At 48.6% G+C, this 17907-nt stretch carries 20 protein-coding genes and 1 riboswitch; all 20 genes read right to left on the reverse strand.

Translation table 11 applies throughout. From position 1 onward, the window contains the following. Position 1: 1 nt before the first annotated feature. Positions 2 to 547, reverse strand: a complete 546-nt coding sequence (locus tag ACUUJN_RS24360; RefSeq protein WP_013312326.1) for a F0F1 ATP synthase subunit delta — start codon at positions 545 to 547, stop codon at positions 2 to 4. Further along, the gene (gene atpF / locus ACUUJN_RS24365) at positions 544 to 1032 is read right to left on the reverse strand and encodes a F0F1 ATP synthase subunit B (RefSeq protein ID WP_023990709.1); all 489 of its coding nucleotides are present in this window, start codon (positions 1030 to 1032) and stop codon (positions 544 to 546) included. The genes ACUUJN_RS24360 and atpF overlap by 4 nt, the downstream gene beginning before the upstream one ends. Positions 1033 to 1141: 109 nt before the next feature. Further along, positions 1142 to 1366 carry a F0F1 ATP synthase subunit C gene (gene atpE, locus ACUUJN_RS24370; RefSeq protein ID WP_007432750.1) on the reverse strand — a complete coding sequence of 75 codons (225 nt, stop codon included), beginning with the start codon at positions 1364 to 1366 and terminating at the stop codon, positions 1142 to 1144. Positions 1367 to 1470: 104 nt separating this feature from the next. Continuing rightward, on the reverse strand, positions 1471 to 2295 hold the full coding sequence (atpB, locus tag ACUUJN_RS24375; protein ID WP_028542178.1) for a F0F1 ATP synthase subunit A: 825 nt from the start codon (positions 2293 to 2295) through the stop codon (positions 1471 to 1473). Between the two features lie 29 nt (positions 2296 to 2324). After that, a complete protein-coding gene (locus ACUUJN_RS24380) occupies positions 2325 to 2705 on the reverse strand; it encodes an ATP synthase subunit I (protein WP_013312329.1) in 381 nt (126 codons plus the stop codon). Then, entirely contained in the window at positions 2698 to 2952 is a 255-nt protein-coding gene (locus tag ACUUJN_RS24385; RefSeq protein WP_023990711.1) for an AtpZ/AtpI family protein, read from the reverse strand. The genes ACUUJN_RS24380 and ACUUJN_RS24385 overlap by 8 nt, the downstream gene beginning before the upstream one ends. Positions 2953 to 3123: 171 nt before the next feature. Next, entirely contained in the window at positions 3124 to 4293 is a 1170-nt protein-coding gene (gene wecB / locus ACUUJN_RS24390; RefSeq protein WP_023990712.1) for a non-hydrolyzing UDP-N-acetylglucosamine 2-epimerase, read from the reverse strand. A 110-nt stretch (positions 4294 to 4403) separates the two neighbouring features. Continuing rightward, positions 4404 to 5033, reverse strand: a complete 630-nt coding sequence (gene upp, locus ACUUJN_RS24395; protein ID WP_013312332.1) for a uracil phosphoribosyltransferase — start codon at positions 5031 to 5033, stop codon at positions 4404 to 4406. A gap of 356 nt (positions 5034 to 5389) precedes the next feature. Further along, positions 5390 to 6655 (reverse strand): ABC transporter substrate-binding protein, encoded by a 1266-nt coding sequence (locus ACUUJN_RS24400; protein ID WP_053326266.1) that lies wholly within the window; start codon positions 6653 to 6655, stop codon positions 5390 to 5392. A gap of 15 nt (positions 6656 to 6670) precedes the next feature. Next, a complete protein-coding gene (locus ACUUJN_RS24405) occupies positions 6671 to 7507 on the reverse strand; it encodes a carbohydrate ABC transporter permease (protein ID WP_068938927.1) in 837 nt (278 codons plus the stop codon). Continuing rightward, positions 7507 to 8388, reverse strand: a complete 882-nt coding sequence (locus ACUUJN_RS24410) for a carbohydrate ABC transporter permease (RefSeq protein ID WP_068938929.1) — start codon at positions 8386 to 8388, stop codon at positions 7507 to 7509. Before ACUUJN_RS24410 ends, ACUUJN_RS24405 begins: the two co-directional genes overlap by 1 nt. 174 nt (positions 8389 to 8562) lie before the next feature. Then, positions 8563 to 9813 (reverse strand): serine hydroxymethyltransferase, encoded by a 1251-nt coding sequence (locus ACUUJN_RS24415; RefSeq protein WP_484669011.1) that lies wholly within the window; start codon positions 9811 to 9813, stop codon positions 8563 to 8565. Between the two features lie 120 nt (positions 9814 to 9933). After that, complete coding sequence (locus ACUUJN_RS24420) at positions 9934 to 10521, reverse strand: TIGR01440 family protein (protein WP_023990717.1); 588 nt, start codon at positions 10519 to 10521, stop codon at positions 9934 to 9936. 220 nt (positions 10522 to 10741) lie between these two features. Then, positions 10742 to 10823, reverse strand: a riboswitch (ZMP/ZTP riboswitch). 78 nt (positions 10824 to 10901) lie between these two features. Beyond that, entirely contained in the window at positions 10902 to 11486 is a 585-nt protein-coding gene (locus tag ACUUJN_RS24425) for a low molecular weight protein arginine phosphatase (RefSeq protein ID WP_023990718.1), read from the reverse strand. Between the two features lie 104 nt (positions 11487 to 11590). Continuing rightward, positions 11591 to 12151: a manganese efflux pump MntP gene (locus tag ACUUJN_RS24430; protein ID WP_023990719.1), complete on the reverse strand. Its 561-nt coding sequence runs from the start codon at positions 12149 to 12151 to the stop codon at positions 11591 to 11593. A gap of 142 nt (positions 12152 to 12293) precedes the next feature. After that, positions 12294 to 13541: an L-threonylcarbamoyladenylate synthase gene (locus ACUUJN_RS24435; protein WP_341056834.1), complete on the reverse strand. Its 1248-nt coding sequence runs from the start codon at positions 13539 to 13541 to the stop codon at positions 12294 to 12296. Positions 13542 to 13695: 154 nt separating this feature from the next. Next, positions 13696 to 14388 carry a stage II sporulation protein R gene (gene spoIIR / locus ACUUJN_RS24440; protein ID WP_039271565.1) on the reverse strand — a complete coding sequence of 231 codons (693 nt, stop codon included), beginning with the start codon at positions 14386 to 14388 and terminating at the stop codon, positions 13696 to 13698. 258 nt (positions 14389 to 14646) lie between these two features. Then, positions 14647 to 15840 (reverse strand): FtsW/RodA/SpoVE family cell cycle protein, encoded by a 1194-nt coding sequence (locus tag ACUUJN_RS24445; protein ID WP_028542184.1) that lies wholly within the window; start codon positions 15838 to 15840, stop codon positions 14647 to 14649. A gap of 75 nt (positions 15841 to 15915) precedes the next feature. Next, the gene (gene prmC, locus ACUUJN_RS24450; protein ID WP_075154859.1) at positions 15916 to 16815 is read right to left on the reverse strand and encodes a peptide chain release factor N(5)-glutamine methyltransferase; all 900 of its coding nucleotides are present in this window, start codon (positions 16813 to 16815) and stop codon (positions 15916 to 15918) included. 3 nt (positions 16816 to 16818) lie between these two features. Further along, on the reverse strand, positions 16819 to 17886 hold the full coding sequence (gene prfA, locus ACUUJN_RS24455) for a peptide chain release factor 1 (RefSeq protein ID WP_023990723.1): 1068 nt from the start codon (positions 17884 to 17886) through the stop codon (positions 16819 to 16821). Positions 17887 to 17907: the final 21 nt, after the last annotated feature.

Consider the following 17907-nt stretch of genomic DNA (forward strand, 5'->3'; position numbering starts at 1 on the left):
TCTATACTCGTCTGTTAAAGGATTTCTCGAGACGATCCAGCTTGCCGGCCAGACTGCCGTCGTACAGTGTATCGCCGATAACCACTTTCAATCCGCCCAGTAGACTCGGGTCCACTATATTTTCCACACGGATTGTTTTATGTTCACGGGCTCCGAATTCCTCGGCTACCGCTGTTTTTTCCTGATCACTTAAAGCATAAGTCGAATACACCTTTGCATGAGCAATTCCCAGCTTGTATTCCTGAATATCGAGGTATCCGGCAAGGAGAGATTCGAACAAATCTGCTCTACTACGCTGAATCAACAGCTTGATCGTGTTAATTAGCGAGGCAGAAAGCTTGCCTTCAAAACTGTTAGCCAGAACTTGAAGCTTGACCGCTTCCGTAATGTTAGGAGAATTAATGAATTTACGGATTTCAGCATCCCCCGATACAGCCTCTACAAAAGCACGTAGCTCCTGCTCGGTTTCCATAATGGTCTGTTCCTGCTCTGCCACTTCAAACAAAGCTTTCGCATACCGTTTGGCTACTACCGTATCCCGGCTCATGCTTTGCCTCCTACCTCTTTAAGGTATTGGTCGACAAGCTCTCCCTGGACTTGGTCTTCCTTGATTTCCTTTTGAATCAGTTTGGAAGCAATTTGTACCGAAGCTTTACCCACTTCGCTGCGCAGTTCGGCAACCGCCTTATTACGCTCGCTTGTGATTTCACGAACAGCTTCGTCTTTCAGGCGGACAGCTTCGTCTTTAGCCTGAACAATAATTTGCTCCGCTTGTTTGTTACCTGTTTGTTTTGACTGCTCGATAATGTCGTACGCTTCCTTACGTGCCTGCTGGAGAGCCTGCTTTTGCTCCTCAACATAAGCAGCAGCCTGTTCACGCGTCTGTGCCGCTTCATTCATTTGCTGTAATACAAGCTGACGCCGCTTCTCCATAACGGAAAAGAGAGGGCCGAATGCATAACGCGTCAGTAACCAGTACAAGATCAAAAATGCAATGATTGTGAAAACGATACTTGTCCAATTTAAACTCAATTGAAGTCACTCCTTTCCGGTGAACGTCGGTTCTGGATCTTTCATGTTCAAACGAACAAAGAAGGCGCGGATGGCTGTGCCTTCCCCGCCAAACCTTGCTTCCATTCAATTAAGCACCTGCGTAGAAGATGAATGCCAGAACGACCCCGATGATTGGCAGGGCTTCGACCAGACCTACACCGATAAACATTACCGTTTGCAACGTTGCTTTTGCTTCAGGCTGACGAGCGATACCTTCAACTGTTTTACTTACGATCAGACCGTTACCAATACCTGCGCCCAAAGCGCCCAAACCTACTGCGATTGCAGCTGCGATATATGCCCAAACTCCCATTTTAAAAATCCTCCTTAGTGATGTGTATTTATATTGTACATGTATTTGCAGTTAAGAGCGAAGCGTACTCCTGAACTTAACTAAAAACCGGAAAACGAGCTTGTCTAATGCTCTTCTTCATGCGTGTCAATGGACTGCGAAATGTATACAAACGTCAGAATCGTGAAGACGAACGCTTGAATACTGCCGACAAAGATACTAAATCCTTGCCAAACAACGAGTCCCAATACGGAAGCAATCCAGCCTCCTACACCAAGTGCTGTCAATTTCAGCAGAACACTGATCAAAACTTCGCCGGCAAAAATATTACCGAACAGACGCATACCATGTGTCAATAGTTTTGAGAACTGCTCAATCAAGTTAATTGGCAAAAAGAATGGAAATGGCTGAACGTAATGCTTGAAGTAAGCTTTGGTATTGCGGAAGATTCCCAGGAAATGAACCAGGACAAAGATCATTAAAGCGAGTCCAATGGATACCCCTGCATCTGCAGTAGGTGATTTCCACCAGCTGATGCCTACATGGGCAGCTTCGCCTGGGTGAGACGCCTGTGCTTGTTCTAATGCTTCTTTGACTGGAATGATTTCATGTCCAAATACTTGGGCACTTTGCGCATTATCGAATTCGGTCACAATCCCGAACGGTAAGCCCAGCATATTCCCCACGAAAATGAACATGATCAGCGTCATCCCCAAGGAGAGGAATGGCTTCCCTTTTTTCAAATCCATCGTGCTGGTAATCAGTCCTTGAACGAATTCTACGACCCATTCCATAAAATTTTGCAACTTGCTTGGATTGTCCACAGACAAATTGCGCGTTGCAGCAAATGCCAGTCCAAATACAATCGCACAAGTCACAATAAGCATAATAATGACGGACAAGTCAATGTTAAACCCGCCCAATTGGATAATCGGTGATTCATGCAACATGTTTTCTCACCCCTTTCTCAGTTGAGCCATCATTTTTCCTGAAGCGCGAATATGATGCCTATAATTAACAGAAGAAATTGCCCAGTCACCAGGCTTGCCATTACAGCGATCTCATGGAAATAGGCCGGAAATTCTATCGCCAGCACCACTGCCAAAATTGAGGTCCCTAATCGAACGCCAAAGCCAATACCAAACACTCTCTTCTTTCTTTCACCGGCGGCCGCACTCGCAACCTGTCGAATTTTGTAGGCCATATACAGCACATTTAGACAGCTTACTCCCGTTCCCAGAATGATTCCGTGAGCAATGTCACGATGTTGGGGCATGAAGGCGGAGACCAGGAAACACAGAGCCATAATACCAAGCGCTACGATCCATAACATTTTTTGCATACGGGTCATCTCATTCATGGTTATCCCTCAGTACCTTTCCGATCACAAGGGCAATACTTAATGCGCCTACAACCAAGCCTGCGAGAACGCTTACGCCAATCCAAATTCCGGAGCCACCAAGTTTGGCATCAAGCCATTTTCCTGCATAGAAACCACCCAGTGTGCATATCGCCAAATCAATGCCGATCGCGCTCACCAGTCCTATAGCCTTAAAGGCATTTCCGGTGTTATTTCGGTTGTTGTTTTGCTTGGAAGGTTTGACCACTTTTCCATGTCACCCCTGCAATTCCAGTCCATTTTACTTAAATATAAGATACTTTGTCAATTGAGATATTTTAGTGCCCTAAAGTATAAAATCAAACGACAAAGCATCTTAAATTGCTGTATCCCTTGGTAACCGTACAGTTTAACTGTATGCTTGCCTTGTAAAGAATAATTATATCGGACGAACACCTTTTGTGAACATTGTGTGAAATTCTTCAGGGCGTTCGGATTGAACACCATAATGGTGCAAAATCGCATTGACAATTCTTACTGATGCTTGTCCATCGCCGTAAGGATTCGCTGCTTGGCTCATAGATTCGTACAACGCGGAATCTGTCAAAAGTGCCTTGGTCCGATTGTACACGTTCTCTTCACTCGTACCCACCAGTTCCAAGGTGCCCGCTTCAATTCCTTCCGGTCTTTCAGTCGTATCACGCAGCACCAGAACAGGTACTCCGAACGAAGGCGCTTCTTCCTGAAGCCCACCGGAATCCGTAAGGATCAGATGTGTATGTGGGTAAAAATTGTGCAGATCCACAACATCCAGCGGATCAATCAGCTTAATACGCGGATGGTTGCCTAAAATCTCAAATGCAGGTTCCTTCACAGCCGGACTCGGATGAACCGGGTAAACAATAGCGATATCCTCAAACTCATCCGCAATTCGCTTAACCGCATTAAAAATCTGACGATGCGGTTCCCCTTGGGATTCCCGGCGATGTGCTGTCATAAGAATCAGGCGTTTGCCCTGAGCCCAGTCCAGTACGGGGTGCTCGTAATCCTGGCGAACCGTATACTGAAATACGTCAGTTACTGTATTGCCTGTAACATATATTCGCGATTCAGGCTTATTTTCCTTCCGCAAATTTCCAGCAGATAAAGAAGTAGGCGAGAAATGCAGATCAGACAGCACGCCTGTGAGCTGACGGTTCATTTCTTCAGGATATGGAGAAAGCTTGTTCCACGTCCGCAAGCCTGCTTCCACATGCCCTACTTCAATCTGCTGCATAAAGGCTGCATAGCTGGCGAGGAAAGTGGTCAGCGTATCGCCGTGAACCAACACGATATCGGGCTTGGCCTCACGCAATACAGGTTCCAGACCTTGAAGTACCCGCATGGAGATTTCATTAAGTGTCTGGCGATCCTTCATTACGTCCAGATCATAGTCAGGGTGAATATTGAAAACTTCCAGAACCTGATCAAGCATCTGGCGATGTTGAGCCGTAACGCATACCACGGACTCGATATGCTCCGGGTGACGCTGAAGCTCCAAAATAAGAGGAGCCATCTTAATCGCTTCCGGACGCACACCAAAAATTGTCATCACTTTGATTTTGGACATTTTCTGTTGAACCCCTTTTCATAATAAATGTCCGCTTCACAGATCTTCCATTATTCAGAAAAATGACCTGTCATAACGTCCATAGATTTTGCCGAAACGCCAAAGGCAATCTACTTGGTTCCGTACAAGCGGTCTCCCGCGTCACCAAGACCTGGAATGATGTATCCATGATCATCCAGACGCTCGTCCAATGCAGCGACGTAGATGTCTACATCAGGATGCGCATCCTGCACAGCTTTGACTCCTTCAGGAGCAGCAATCAGATTCATCATTTTAATTTGAGTGCAACCTCTCTTTTTCAACACATCAATCGCCGCAATTGCCGAGCCACCCGTTGCAAGCATCGGATCAATCACGATCAACTCGCGCTCAGTTACATCTGTAGGCAGCTTCGTATAGTATTCTACGGGTTGCAGCGTCTCAGGATCGCGGAACAGTCCCACATGGCCTACCTTTGCTGCAGGCAGCAGCTTTACTACGCCATCCAGCATACCCAAGCCTGCACGCAGAATCGGAATAAGACCCAGCATACGTCCTGAAATCACTTTACCTTCTGTCTCAGCAACCGGTGTCTGCACCGTAATGCTTTCCAGCGGGATATCCCGTGTAATTTCATAAGCCATCAATGTTGCTACTTCATCCACCAGCTCGCGGAAATCCTTGGTGTTGGTCCGCACATCGCGGATAAATGTAAGTTTGTGTTGGATCAAAGGGTGATCGCAAACCACCAGTTTCGCCATAATATATTCCCTCCGGTATTATCGTCACGTTCTTTCGCGCCAGCATATCGAACTATCCTGAGTCGAAAGGATCTATGTAACCTATTTGTACAAACCAAATAAGCACAGATGCAATGCGTGCCTGTAAATCCTGTTTATTATAACATTCCCTTGATTGATTTAACACCTGCCACCGCAACCTTTTGTCAAGGGAAAGATATGACATGTAAAATACTTATTAAGACCACTTCACGTGTGACTTTCGTCACATAAAAACACATCAAAAAGGCCCTGACGGCACTTGACCGTCAAAGCCTGTGGACTTTAAGCTTCCTGCCCGACCTATCCCCTTTGCATCCTCATGCAGCGCTATTCTTTTATCTATACTTCAAATTGTCCCATGCTCCCTGAAATTGCTGAAGCATTTCATCCTTCGTGATAACCCCTGCAATATAGGCTTGCATACTACTGCTTAAATCCTGATTCAGCCCCTTCGGGAAGCGTTGGAAGTTCCAGCTCCATATCTTGCCTTCCCTCACATGCCGAGATATTTCTGCACCTAGATCACCTGTCATCTCGTCACTGGACGTGATACTTTTGAAGGCGGGAACAAACTTAAACTCCTTGGTGATATAGTGCTTGCCTGTTTCTGATGTGACCAACCAATTGAGGAATTCTTTTGCCTCCTGCTTCACAGGCGAATTTTTGTTGACCACCCAGTTCGAAGCCACTCCGACAGCCAGTCTACCTCCTGTGGAGGGATCATTGTCTATAGGCGCAGGCAGAATACCCAAATTCAAGTTAGGATTAATTCCATCCATTTGCGGTTGCGTCCAATTCCCCTGGTGCATCATAGCAGCCTTACCTGTCGAAAACAGTGTCACTTGTGTATTGTAATCCGTAGTGAGCGGATTGCGGTTTCCATATTTTATAGTTAGGTCAAGCAACTTCACCCACTGATCGAACACCGGGTTACCAGGGATGCGAGCCGTTCCTTTGTTTAAATCCGCAACATAACTTTCCGGGTTCGGCTGTCTGGCAAACGGGATATTGATAAAATGGTTCCCCAGAACCCACCATTCCGCATACCCGTTAGCAAAAGGTATAATCCCTGCCGCTTTCAGTCGCTTGGCTGCTTCTTCCAGTTCATCTATCGTCTGAGGCAGTTTGGTTATGCCCGCTTTTTTGAACAAATCCTTGTTATAAACAAAACCAAATCCTTCTAGGTTCATAGGCTGTCCATAAATCTTACCGTTAACCGTCATCGGCTTACGAGCGAAATCGTCCAGATCCTTCACCCATGGCTGATCCGACAAATCCTCCAAGTACTCCAGCCACGTATCGCGGTCCTGGTAGCCCTCATTTGTAAAAATGTCCGGCTGATCGCCTGATGCGAATTTAGCCTTCAACGAAGCACCATAGTCCGTACCACCACCGACAGATTGGATATCCAGCTTGATGCCAGGGTGGGTCTTTTCATATTCAGCCTTCAGCTTGTTTAACGGTTCCGAAATTTCTACTTTGAATTGATAAATGTGTATCGTTTTCGTCTCACTCTGTTGAGCCTTCGTATTTCCACAACCTGCAAGTGTACATGCGAGCAGCACCATCAAGGAGATGACAAGTAACGCTGTTTTTTTCATCGGTTATCCCTCCCATCAGCCTTTGACCGCACCGGCTGCAATGCCAGAAACGATGTATTTTTGCATCACCAGAAAAAACACAACAACTGGCGCGATCCCCAATACCAGTGCTGGCAGCGCCAAGTCCCATTGCTTGGTGTACTGACCAAACAACATATAGGTTGCAATCGGAATGGTGCGCAACTCAGGATCATTCAAAATGAGTGAAGGCAACAGATAGTCATTCCAGATCCATAAGGTGTTCAAAATAAGTACGGTTACGAACATAGGCAGCAGCAGTGGACAAACGATGCGAAAGAACACCCCGTACCGGGATGAACCGTCCACCCTTGCCGCCTGCTCGATCTCAATAGGTACCGTTTTAATAAAGCCATGAAAAAGAAAAACGGACAAAGGCGCTCCAAAACCCAGATAACATAAGATCAGTCCCGGTATACTGTTGTTCAAGCTCAATACGTTGGACACTTCCATAAGCGGCAACATAATTGATTGAAAAGGGACTACCATCGCAGCCACAAGCAAACCGAATAGGAAACGATTAAAAAGAGTATCATGCCGAACCATCTGGTAAGCGGCCATTGAGCTGATTAGCAGCAAAAGCGCATTACTGACGATCGTGACAATCAGTGAATTCCCCAGTGCTGTGGGAAAGTTTATTTTATTCCAGGCGTTAGCATAGTTTTCAAAACGGAAGGTTGTCGGCCACGAAGCGGAATGGGCCAAAATGTCGCCAAAGGATTTAACGGAGTTTACGAGCAAAAAATAGAACGGAACCAGAAAGATTAACCCGATCACAATAAGCAATAATTCAACAGCCCATGTGCCCAAACGATAGTTTGACGTTTTTCCCATTACATTTCGACCTCCTTTTTCTTCGTGAGACGCACCTGAATACTGGTAATGATCGCAACGACCACAAAGAAAATCATAGCTTTGGCAGTCCCTAATCCAAGTCGATTATTTGTAAACGCTTCATTATATATGTCCAACGCTACAGACTCTGTCGACTTGAAAGGTCCCCCCTTCGTGAGAGCCAAATTCAACTCAAATACTTTAAAGGACCAGGATATCGCCAGGAACAAGCAGACGGTCACCGCTGGCATAATAAGTGGCACTACGATATGACGCAAAATCTGTCTTCGGCTTGCACCGTCGATTTGGGCCGATTCAATAAGGGCATGCGGGACATTATTTAACGAGGATATGTAAATAACCATGAGATAACCTGCATATTGCCATACAAACACAATGACAGTTCCCCAAAAAGCAGTTGGCCCATCACCCAACCACGGCAGTTTAAAAAAGGAAAGCCCTGTCGCCTCCCCTACCGCAGAAAAGCCGCGTACAAATATAAATTGCCAGATAAAGCCGAGCAGCAAGCCGCCAATCATATTGGGCATAAAAAATACAGTTCGCAGTGCATTACGGGTACGCAGCGGTTTGGTAAGTGCATAGGCTAGGAAAAAGCCAATCAGGTTTGTCAGAATGACACCACATACGGTAAACCGGACCGTAAACCAGAACGCATTACGGAAATCTGGATCATCCCTAAAAATATGAACGTAATTCCCTAGTCCGAGCCATCGGATATTTTCAGATACTCCATCCCAGTTCGTCATGGAATAATACAGCCCCAGCAGGAACGGAATGACCATAATCAAGACGAAAAACAACGCCATCGGTCCCACAAATACGAGTTGCTGCAATAATTGCGCGGATTTTCTTTGACTCAATGCAATCACTCCTTTGTCGTAGATCATGAAGGATAGCGCGCGTAAACCCTTACTGTAATCGCTTATTACCCAAAAATGTAAGTTTCGAGTCGTTCGGAAGCAAAAAAAGGCTGTTCACCTCCGGCTTACGGAAGGAAAACAGCCTTTAACATAAAGATTATGAATGTTGATGAATTAGTATTGAGTTCCTGGATAGATCGGGAACTTGTCTGTCAATTCGCCAACCGCTTGGCTCGCTTTGGACAATACAGTATCATCTTTCGGATTTTTAAGGGTTTCGGCAATGATTTTACCGATCTTGACCATAGCCTCTTCATCCATACCACGAGATGTTGCAGCAGGTGTACCAATACGAATCCCGCTTGTTACGAATGGACTGGTCGGGTCAAAAGGAATCGCATTTTTATTCACTGTGATGCCCACGGAATCCAATACATGCTCCGCTTCTTTACCTGTGATATTCAAATTGCGCGTATCCAACAGCATCAGATGGTTATCCGTACCACCGGATACAATGTTAATCCCCTCAGCCAGCAGTGTTTCAGCCAGCACCTGTGCGTTGCGGACTACGTTTTGCGCATAGGTTTTGAACGATGGCTGGAGCGCTTCACCCAAAGCAACCGCTTTGGACGCAATCACATGCATCAGTGGCCCCCCTTGAGTACCAGGGAAAATAGCTTTATCAATCGCTTGCGCCCATGCTTTGCGAGTCAGAATCAGACCCCCACGCGGACCACGCAGCGTTTTGTGTGTCGTTGTTGTTACAAATTGGGCATGCGGAACTGGACTTGGGTGAATTCCCGCTGCCACAAGACCTGCGATATGTGCCATATCCACCATGAACAAAGCACCTACATCATTGGCAATGGAAGCAAAAGCTTCAAAATCAATAGTACGCGGATATGCACTCGCGCCAGCTACAATCAGACGAGGACGGTGCTTGAAGGCTGCCTTACGCACTTCATCGTAGTCGATGCGGAAGTTGTCTTCGCGTACACCATAGGCAGCAAAGTTATACAACAAGCCGGAAGCGTTAACCGGACTTCCGTGTGTTAAGTGGCCACCATGCGCCAGATTCATACCCAGTACAGTATCTCCAGGTTGGAGAGCTGCCAGATACACCGCCATGTTGGCTTGTGCTCCAGAGTGAGGCTGCACGTTAGCATGCTCGGCGCCGAACAGTTCTTTCGCGCGGTCACGTGCGATGTCTTCAACGATATCTACATGCTCACAGCCACCATAGTAGCGTTTGTTCGGATAACCTTCAGCATATTTATTCGTCAGCACGGAGCCCATGGCTTCCATTACTGCTTCACTGACAATGTTCTCGGATGCGATTAGCTCGATATTGTGGCGTTGTCGTTTCAGTTCAAGTCCCATTGCTTCCATCACTGCCGGGTCACTTTTACGCAGGTGTTCCATCATGATTGATTACTCCCTCTCCATAGTCAATTGTTGGGTATACAAGCAAACGCCTGCTCCTCTGTTGGGTACCTCATCATCAATGCAAAAAAGATTAGTACAAACATGCCGCCATGCCAAATGCTAATCGCAGTTTCCGCCGACTTCTTGCTCCAGACTGTACACCGCCCGTTGTCCGCCAATAAGTGGAGGACGGGTGAACGCTGCTGTCACACGTGCTTCGCCAATCCAGCGAAGGCTTGGGCGAAACGGAACAGCAATGGGTCGCAGATGCATGCCAATCAGCGTTTCGCCGATGTCTATCCCGGCATGAGCCTGCACGTTCGCCGCCAAACACGCGTCGCTCATAGAACGATAGGCGACGGTAGCCATAGAGCCTCCTGCTGTACGAACAGGAACAGCTGCAACCTCCATCAGTCCCAATCGCTCCAGCACAGCCCGTTCAACGACCAGCGCTCGGTTCAAATGCTCACAGCATTGAAACGCCACATCAAAGCCATACTCCCTGCGAACAGACTCTACTCCAGACAACAGTTGCTGAGCCACATCGAGCGCTCCCGCCGTACCAATCCGACTTCCAGCCACTTCACTTGTGCTAACGCCGATAACCAGCAGGCGACCAGCCTTGAGACTGGCTGCTTCTGCGATTTCCCGCACGACAGAAGTGGTCTGTGCTTCCAGCGGAATCTCATGATCTAATTGTTCCACCATTGGAACCTCCTTTGGTTGAACAGCCTCTCAGAGACTAGGCACGGTCTCATGCCCCAAGTTCAACACACTCTCTCCTGATCACAATCTGACTATATTATAGCCGATGTTTCAGATTTCGAGCAGAAAAAATGGAAGAATCTTTAATGGAATCAACTCTCAGCTAAAAATCTGGCATAACTTGTATATGAAAAAAAGAGCAGTCCACACCTATGTGGAATTGCTCTTTTGCCCAGGCGACCGGCCGTATATCCGATGCTCCATCGTGGTTAATCCCACTTTTGTCGCCAGTTACATCGGATTCTCATTTTTCCACCTTATCTTAACGGATTAACCGCCGAAAATCAACAGATTCCGTACAAAACAGATGAGTAATACCAATTTTATTCGGAAGATGCCTTTAGCTTGTCCAGCAGCTTATGCAGTGCCGTACGGATTTCCGCAGCTGTGACATCGTAATCTTCTCGCGAACCGCCAAACGGATCAGAAATATCAAAGCCCGGAATCCGTTGGTGTAATTCAATCATTCGTTCACGCTCCTGCGCCGATAGCTCTTGTCCGAGTGAAGCCATCAACTGCTGTGAAGCATATAAACTATCCAACTCCTGTACATCATTCAACACCGCATCCCGGTTCTCCACATATTCCTTAAGCGTAAATACTTTGCCCGCCGTTTGGGGAAAGCGCTGAATTACGTGCTGTTTATGTCCTTGCGTCAAGGTTAAGATCAGATGCGCCCACCCGGCAAGCCCGTCGCTCAAAGAGGTTGAAGTGATCTGATCGGATATATCATGATCACGTAGAACCGCCTCTGCATGTCGGGATATTGGCGTGCCTTCCATCGCGGCTACTCCCGCAGAACGTACTTCCAGTTCTAGCCCATGCTCAGCAGCCAACTTACGCAGCATCCCTTCAGCCATTGGACTGCGACAGGTATTCCCTGTGCATACGAATAAGATATTCTTCAACGTTTTCACCCCCCGTATGTTAAAAAAATATATAAACAGAGGATTACTATAGTTCTAATCCCTTACTATAATCCTGCATTTATTTTACACTGTCTACGCTAAAATCAAAACATAAACATAAAGCCGAATGCCAGCAAAATGGCACCGCCCACTGCTTCTCCATAATCTCCTAGATTGCGGCTGACCTTGCGACCCAGCAGCAGACCCAACATCGCCATTGCTCCCCCGCAAAAACCAAACGCCAAAACGGACAGCACCAGATCACTTTGGAACATACCTAGTGACACTCCTACAGAAAATGAGTCAACGCTCACCCCAAGTGCAAACAGCAAAAGGCCTAAAGGCGAACGATGATCCAATACCTGTACGCCGTCCCCTTTAAAGGAATTATACACCATATGCCCGCCCAAAAGGATGAGTAACCCCCCTGCGAAGTAGGCCGTCACATGACCTAATAAAGAACTCATATAATGGCCTGTGAACATTCCCAGCAATGGCATCAGAATGTGAAAAAAACCAATAACAGTACTGATGCGCAGCACGTCTCGCAGGCGTATCCCCTTCATGCCGATCCCTACGCCCAGCGATAACGCATCCATTCCTAGCGCTACCGCCATGATCAGAATCGTTACAACCTGCCCGGCATGGGCAGAGGCTGCCAGCATACTCCATCCCTCCATTATCCGTCTGTTCTTGTACACGTTATGCGGACAAGGGGGAAATCAGTACAAGCATACACTGAAAGTACCCAATACCGAGATGAGGAGGGAGGAAAATTTAATATAAGAGGCTCTGATTCGACAGAAGCTACAAGCGGACGATTCGGTGACCTGCCGCTTTAAGCAGGCGGTTCATGACGGCGTCTCCCAATCCTTTCGGCGGACAGGATTCCGCCAAAATGTAGGTGACGCCGTCCTCGTCGCAGCGGCGCAGCACGCCGTACAGGCGCTGCGCTGCCTCATGGAGCGCGTCCAGCTTGCCTAGCGTGTAGACGCGCTCTCCGGCGTAGCCGGCGGCATGCTCGTCAAACGCGAGCACTGCCGTGCGCTCCCCGCGCGCGGAAGCCTCCGCCAGCGCGGCGCGAATCCAGCCCGTCACCTCAACGGACGACGGGCCTTGTACCACGCTCAAGCGGCCTCGCGGCGCGTAGTGCGTGTACTTCATGCCTGGCGAGCGCGGCGCCGGGCTGTCCGCGTCTTCCCCAGGCGTAGCGGCCAACGCCGGGTCCAGCACGACGGCGCGAGCAACCGCAGCGAGCTGCTCGGCCGTCACGCCGCCGGGGCGCAGGATGGTGACGGTTCCGTCGTCACCCGCCTGCACCACCGTGGACTCCAGCCCCACCCCCGTGGGACCTCCGTCCAAAATGCCGCCGATGCGGCCCTCCAGATCCTCCCGCACATGCTGTGCAAGGGTGGGACTGGGTCTTCCCGACCGGTTGGCGCTTGGCGCAGCAAGCGGACAACCCGCTTCAGCGATCAAACGAAGCGCTATCGGATGATCCGGCATGCGCACACCAACCGTGTTCAGCCCGGCTGTCACACGCGATGACAGTGCCTGCGGCACTACCGGCAATACGAGAGTCAGCGGTCCCGGCCAGAACATATTCATCAGCGCTCGGGCTGTATCGTTTATTTCTGCTACCATACCCTCTAATTGATCAGCATCAGAAATATGTACAATGAGCGGGTTATCGGAAGGGCGTCCTTTGGCAGCAAATACCGCCTCCACCGCTTTTGTACTACGCGCATCGGCCCCCAGGCCGTACACGGTCTCCGTAGGAAAGGCTACCGTCTCTCCAGCTTGGAGGAGTAAGGCGGCCTCGCGTATGCCCTTTTCCGCCGTGATCCGAGTCTGTTCATCCCAAATTTCGTCAGAAACATCCCCGTCAGTGTTGCTCAAAGGAACCAAACATCTTACATCCCACCATTGTGTATGGGAAGACTTCAATGCCTGCTTCAGCTCGCGAATTCCCTGTTCATCTAGCTTTTGCTCAGGTTTTTCCTTTTGCACAAATTCTCCGCGCAAGTCTTGCATTTGATTCGATTTATCGCTCATATCAGATCATCCCATATCTTATTGTCATACAAGCCAGTTATTTCGTTTGATCCCCATAAAGCTACTTTGAAAGATCAGTTCATTTGGCTCTGCCATGTGTATATCTATCGTAAGTTCCATTATAGCATATGGGGAAACTTACACTCCTCAACGTTTAGGCAAACAAGCCACTCACCCAGCTACACAGTCCCGCAAGTGCATCCCACAGAAAAAAACGTACTTCCGGCTCCTTGTCAGCGGCATTCGTCCGACTTTCTCCGTGATCCGTTTTTGCTGATACCGTTTGTGCCGCTGCTTCCCCACTGCCTGCATCAATAAAGCACAGCGGAGGAAACAGCACGCACCACCAATTTTGCCCTTTTCCTTGCCCCAGCGTAACCCGAAGCGCTTCATAATTCCCTGCTGGGTAGACCAGACCACCGTACATTTTCGTTGGGAAAGGTACGCTCGCCAGTTCCACCTGATGATCATATGCAATGCCGCGACGAGCCAGTTCCGTACCTACCAAACGGTCAATTTCAGGTAAATGAGCACCAATCAATGATCTAGCTTGATCTAAGCTTTGCGGGTTTTCCAGCTCACCCACCCAGGCATTCATCTGCTGTACAATAGCGTCCCGTATTTCGCGTTTAACCAGCTGATCCTCCGGACGATCCGAGTTGGCCAAAATACGCAGTCGAATGGAGTCATGTGGAATCACATTCAGCCCTGTTGTAGCTACTCCTGATGCTAAGGTTCCTCTTGTTCCAGTGGTCATAGCAGCATCCGTCTTTTGACCTTCCCAAGACATCATTAATATCGAAATACAAAATAGTATCATTGCAGCTTGCTTGATCCAATTTCTCATCTTCGTCTCCCCCAAACCCAAACTCTATCATGTCTATCAGTCTGTCCGGTTTGGGAGAGTCTAAACCTATGATTCTTGTAAAAGATTCAGGACCACTTTACAGATTTTTTTCAATAATGCCCTCAAATCATGCTACACCAAGCTTCTGACCCTCACCGAGGAATATGAAAAAGCCCAGATTTCACAATCTGGACTCTCTCGTTGCACCGTTTCAACTCACACAAATACCAATCATTATCTAGCCACATTCCACCTGTGCTAGGCTTTTTTCGCCTTCGTCAAGCTTAGTCTGGAAGGCTGTGGCAGATCATCCTCCAGCTCTTGGCCGTGCACCTTAATACTCATAACCAAGCCGATACTAGCCATGTTAATAAGCAACGAGGTACCACCATAACTTATGAACGGGAGCGTAATCCCCGTAAGCGGCATAATGCCCAGAAACGCACCAATATTCTCAAAAATCTGGTACAGCAACATGGACACAATCCCGACAATAATATACGGTCCGGCGCGATCCCGGCATTCCAGCGAAATCAGGATCATGCGGTGAATCAAAATAAAATATAACAATAGCAGCACTGAAGAGCCTACAAAGCCAAATTCCTCCGCTACGACCACAAAAATAGAATCCGCGTACGTATAAGGAACACGCCCGGACTGTACCGAGGTTCCTTGCAAAAAGCCCTTGCCCATCATCCCGCCAGAGGCTATCGCCAGCTTGGCATTTTTGGTATGATAAGACGCCTTCGCGGTTGCCTCTTCCGGTACCAACCAAGGGTCCAAACGCTCAACCCAGTGACTACGGCCAATCCCCTTCATAAAGGAATCAATCTCATCGTGAAACGAAATATAAGCTTTAATCCCGCCGCCAACAGCGACTGCAAATACGATAAATCCGATTAACGCATGGGATGCCTTCACATTACCAATCCATAGCATACCGATGACGATGACAATATAACCGAGCGCATTACCCAAGTCATTTTGTGCCATAACCATGGCAAACGGGACAAAGCTCACCAGAGCGACTGGAAGAACATCCTGAATAAAATACAGCTTGCTCTTGCGCTTCTTGATCAGCATATAAGTCAGAAAAACGATAAGGACCAGCTTGAATACCTCAGCAGGCTGAAGGTTCAAGCCACCAATTTTCAAAAAGCCCTGAGAGTTGTTAACCGTCCCGCCAAAAAATCCGAGACCCAACAAGAATATTCCGCCTCCATATACGTACAGGGCTTTTTTAATGAATATCCGAAAATCGACCATCGCTAAACCCAAGATCGCCACAAAACCCAATATATAATACCCGATCATCTTCTGGTAGTCATTGCCGTGCTCTGCCAAGTTCGTAGGGCCCCTACCTGCGCTGTATACCGTTATGATACTAATCGCCATGAGCAAAACCAGAATAAAGATAACCGGACCGTCAATTTTTTTCAATTTCTGAAGCATGATTTCCCCCTGAGCCGTTTCTCGGTCATACTCCTCTTATTCTAAAGGAAAGACTCGCAAAAAGAAAATGCAGCACTACTCCGAGACACCTAGGACATGTCGCTCGATCCCTGCAAGGTCAGGAACGATTATAATGTTCTTCCAATGACCTGCCTGTGCCAGCAGACCAGCCACGTCTCTGGCCTGTCCCATCCCCAGCTCAAACCCGATTAGCCGCGGCGGAGCCTGAAGGAGTCCGAGCTGTTCCAGCATTGCCCGATACGGGCCGAGCCCGTCAGGACCACCATCCAACGCCATCCGCGGCTCATGGTCGCGTACCTCTGGCTGTAAGCCAGCGATGTCAGCAGCCGGGATGTACGGCGGGTTGGACACGAGAATGTCCACCGCCGTTCCCGCGAACGGCGCCAGCAGATCGCCCTCGCGGAATTCTACGGCTGCGCCGTTCGCAGCAGCATTATGAGTCGCTACTTTTAACGCGGCAGCCGAAATATCCCCTGCCGCCACGCGCCAGCTCGGTCGCTCAGCCGCCAGCGTCACGGCAATCGCACCGCTGCCTGCGCCGATGTCGAGCGCCTGCGGAGCGCCGCTTGGCCACAGCCGATCGCCGTGCTGGAGTATCGCCTCGACGAGCAGTTCTGTCTCGGGGCGCGGAATCAGCACCGACGGCGAAACCGCGAACGGGCGGCCATAAAATTCCTGCCGTCCGATAATATACTGCGCCGGTTCACCCGCAGCTTTGCGGGCTATAATCCGTTCCCACTCTTCCCTGACGGAGGAAGGGAACGAATCACCCAGAGCAGCGTAAAACGCCGTGCCTTCCAACCCGAGCACATGCTCCAGCAGTAAGCGGGCATTGTGCTGCGGCTCCAGAACACCACAGCTTCCTAAAAAAGAAGAAGCCTCAACTAAGGCTTCTCTGACACTCATGTTCCGTTCCGGCGACATCCGATACACACAATCGCGTTCGTTCCCCAAAACTTAAACCTCTTGTTCCATCAAATCAGCCTGCTCTGCAATCGTGAGCGCCGATACGATTTCTTCGATCTCCCCGTTCATCACCTGATCCAGCTTATGCATAGTTAGGCCAATACGATGATCCGTTACACGGCTTTGCGGGAAGTTGTAGGTACGTATACGCTCACTGCGGTCTCCAGTACCTACTTTGCTCTTACGCTCGCCTGCATATTTGGCTTCCTCTTCCTGACGCAACATATCCGAAATACGGGCACGCAAAACTTGCAGCGCCTTCTCCTTATTGGAGTTCTGGGATTTGCCGTCCTGACAGGTTGCCATAATACCTGTAGGCATATGTGTCACACGCACCGCCGACTTGGTCGTATTAACGGACTGCCCGCCTGCACCGCTGGAGCAGAACGTATCCACGCGAATATCCTTGTCGGAAATTTCAATATCCACTTCTTCTGCCTCAGGCATAACGGATACTGTAGATGTCGACGTATGAATACGTCCACCTGATTCTGTTGTCGGAATCCGCTGTACGCGGTGTGCGCCGCTTTCGAATTTCATTTTGCTGTATGCACCACGGCCGTTAATCATGAAAATAACCTCTTTAAAGCCCCCGAGATCATTCATGTTCGCGTCCATCAGCTCTACACGCCAGCCTTGGGTATCGGCATAACGAGTATACATCCGATACAAGTCAGCTGCGAACAGTGCCGCTTCGTCACCACCCGCTGCACCACGAATCTCGATAATAACGTTTTTATCATCATTCGGGTCCTTCGGCAGCAGCAAAATACGAATTTTTTCATCCAGCTCCCGCTTGCGAACACTAAGTTCATCAATCTCCATTTTGACCATTTCACGCATCTCGTCGTCCAGCTTTTCACCCTGCATGGTTTTTGCAGCTTCCAGCTCTTCAACGACATTTTTATATTCGGTATATGCTTCATAAGCAGGCTGTAAATCAGACTGTTCTTTGGAATAATCTCTAAGTTTTTTGCTATCGTTCGCTACATCCGGATCGCAGAGCAGTTCGCTCAGTTTATCGTAGCGGTCCGCCAATGATTGCAATCGGTCCAACAAGCGATTCACCTCTTCAGTTAA

The organism is Paenibacillus sp. LRG-1, from assembly GCF_057220305.1.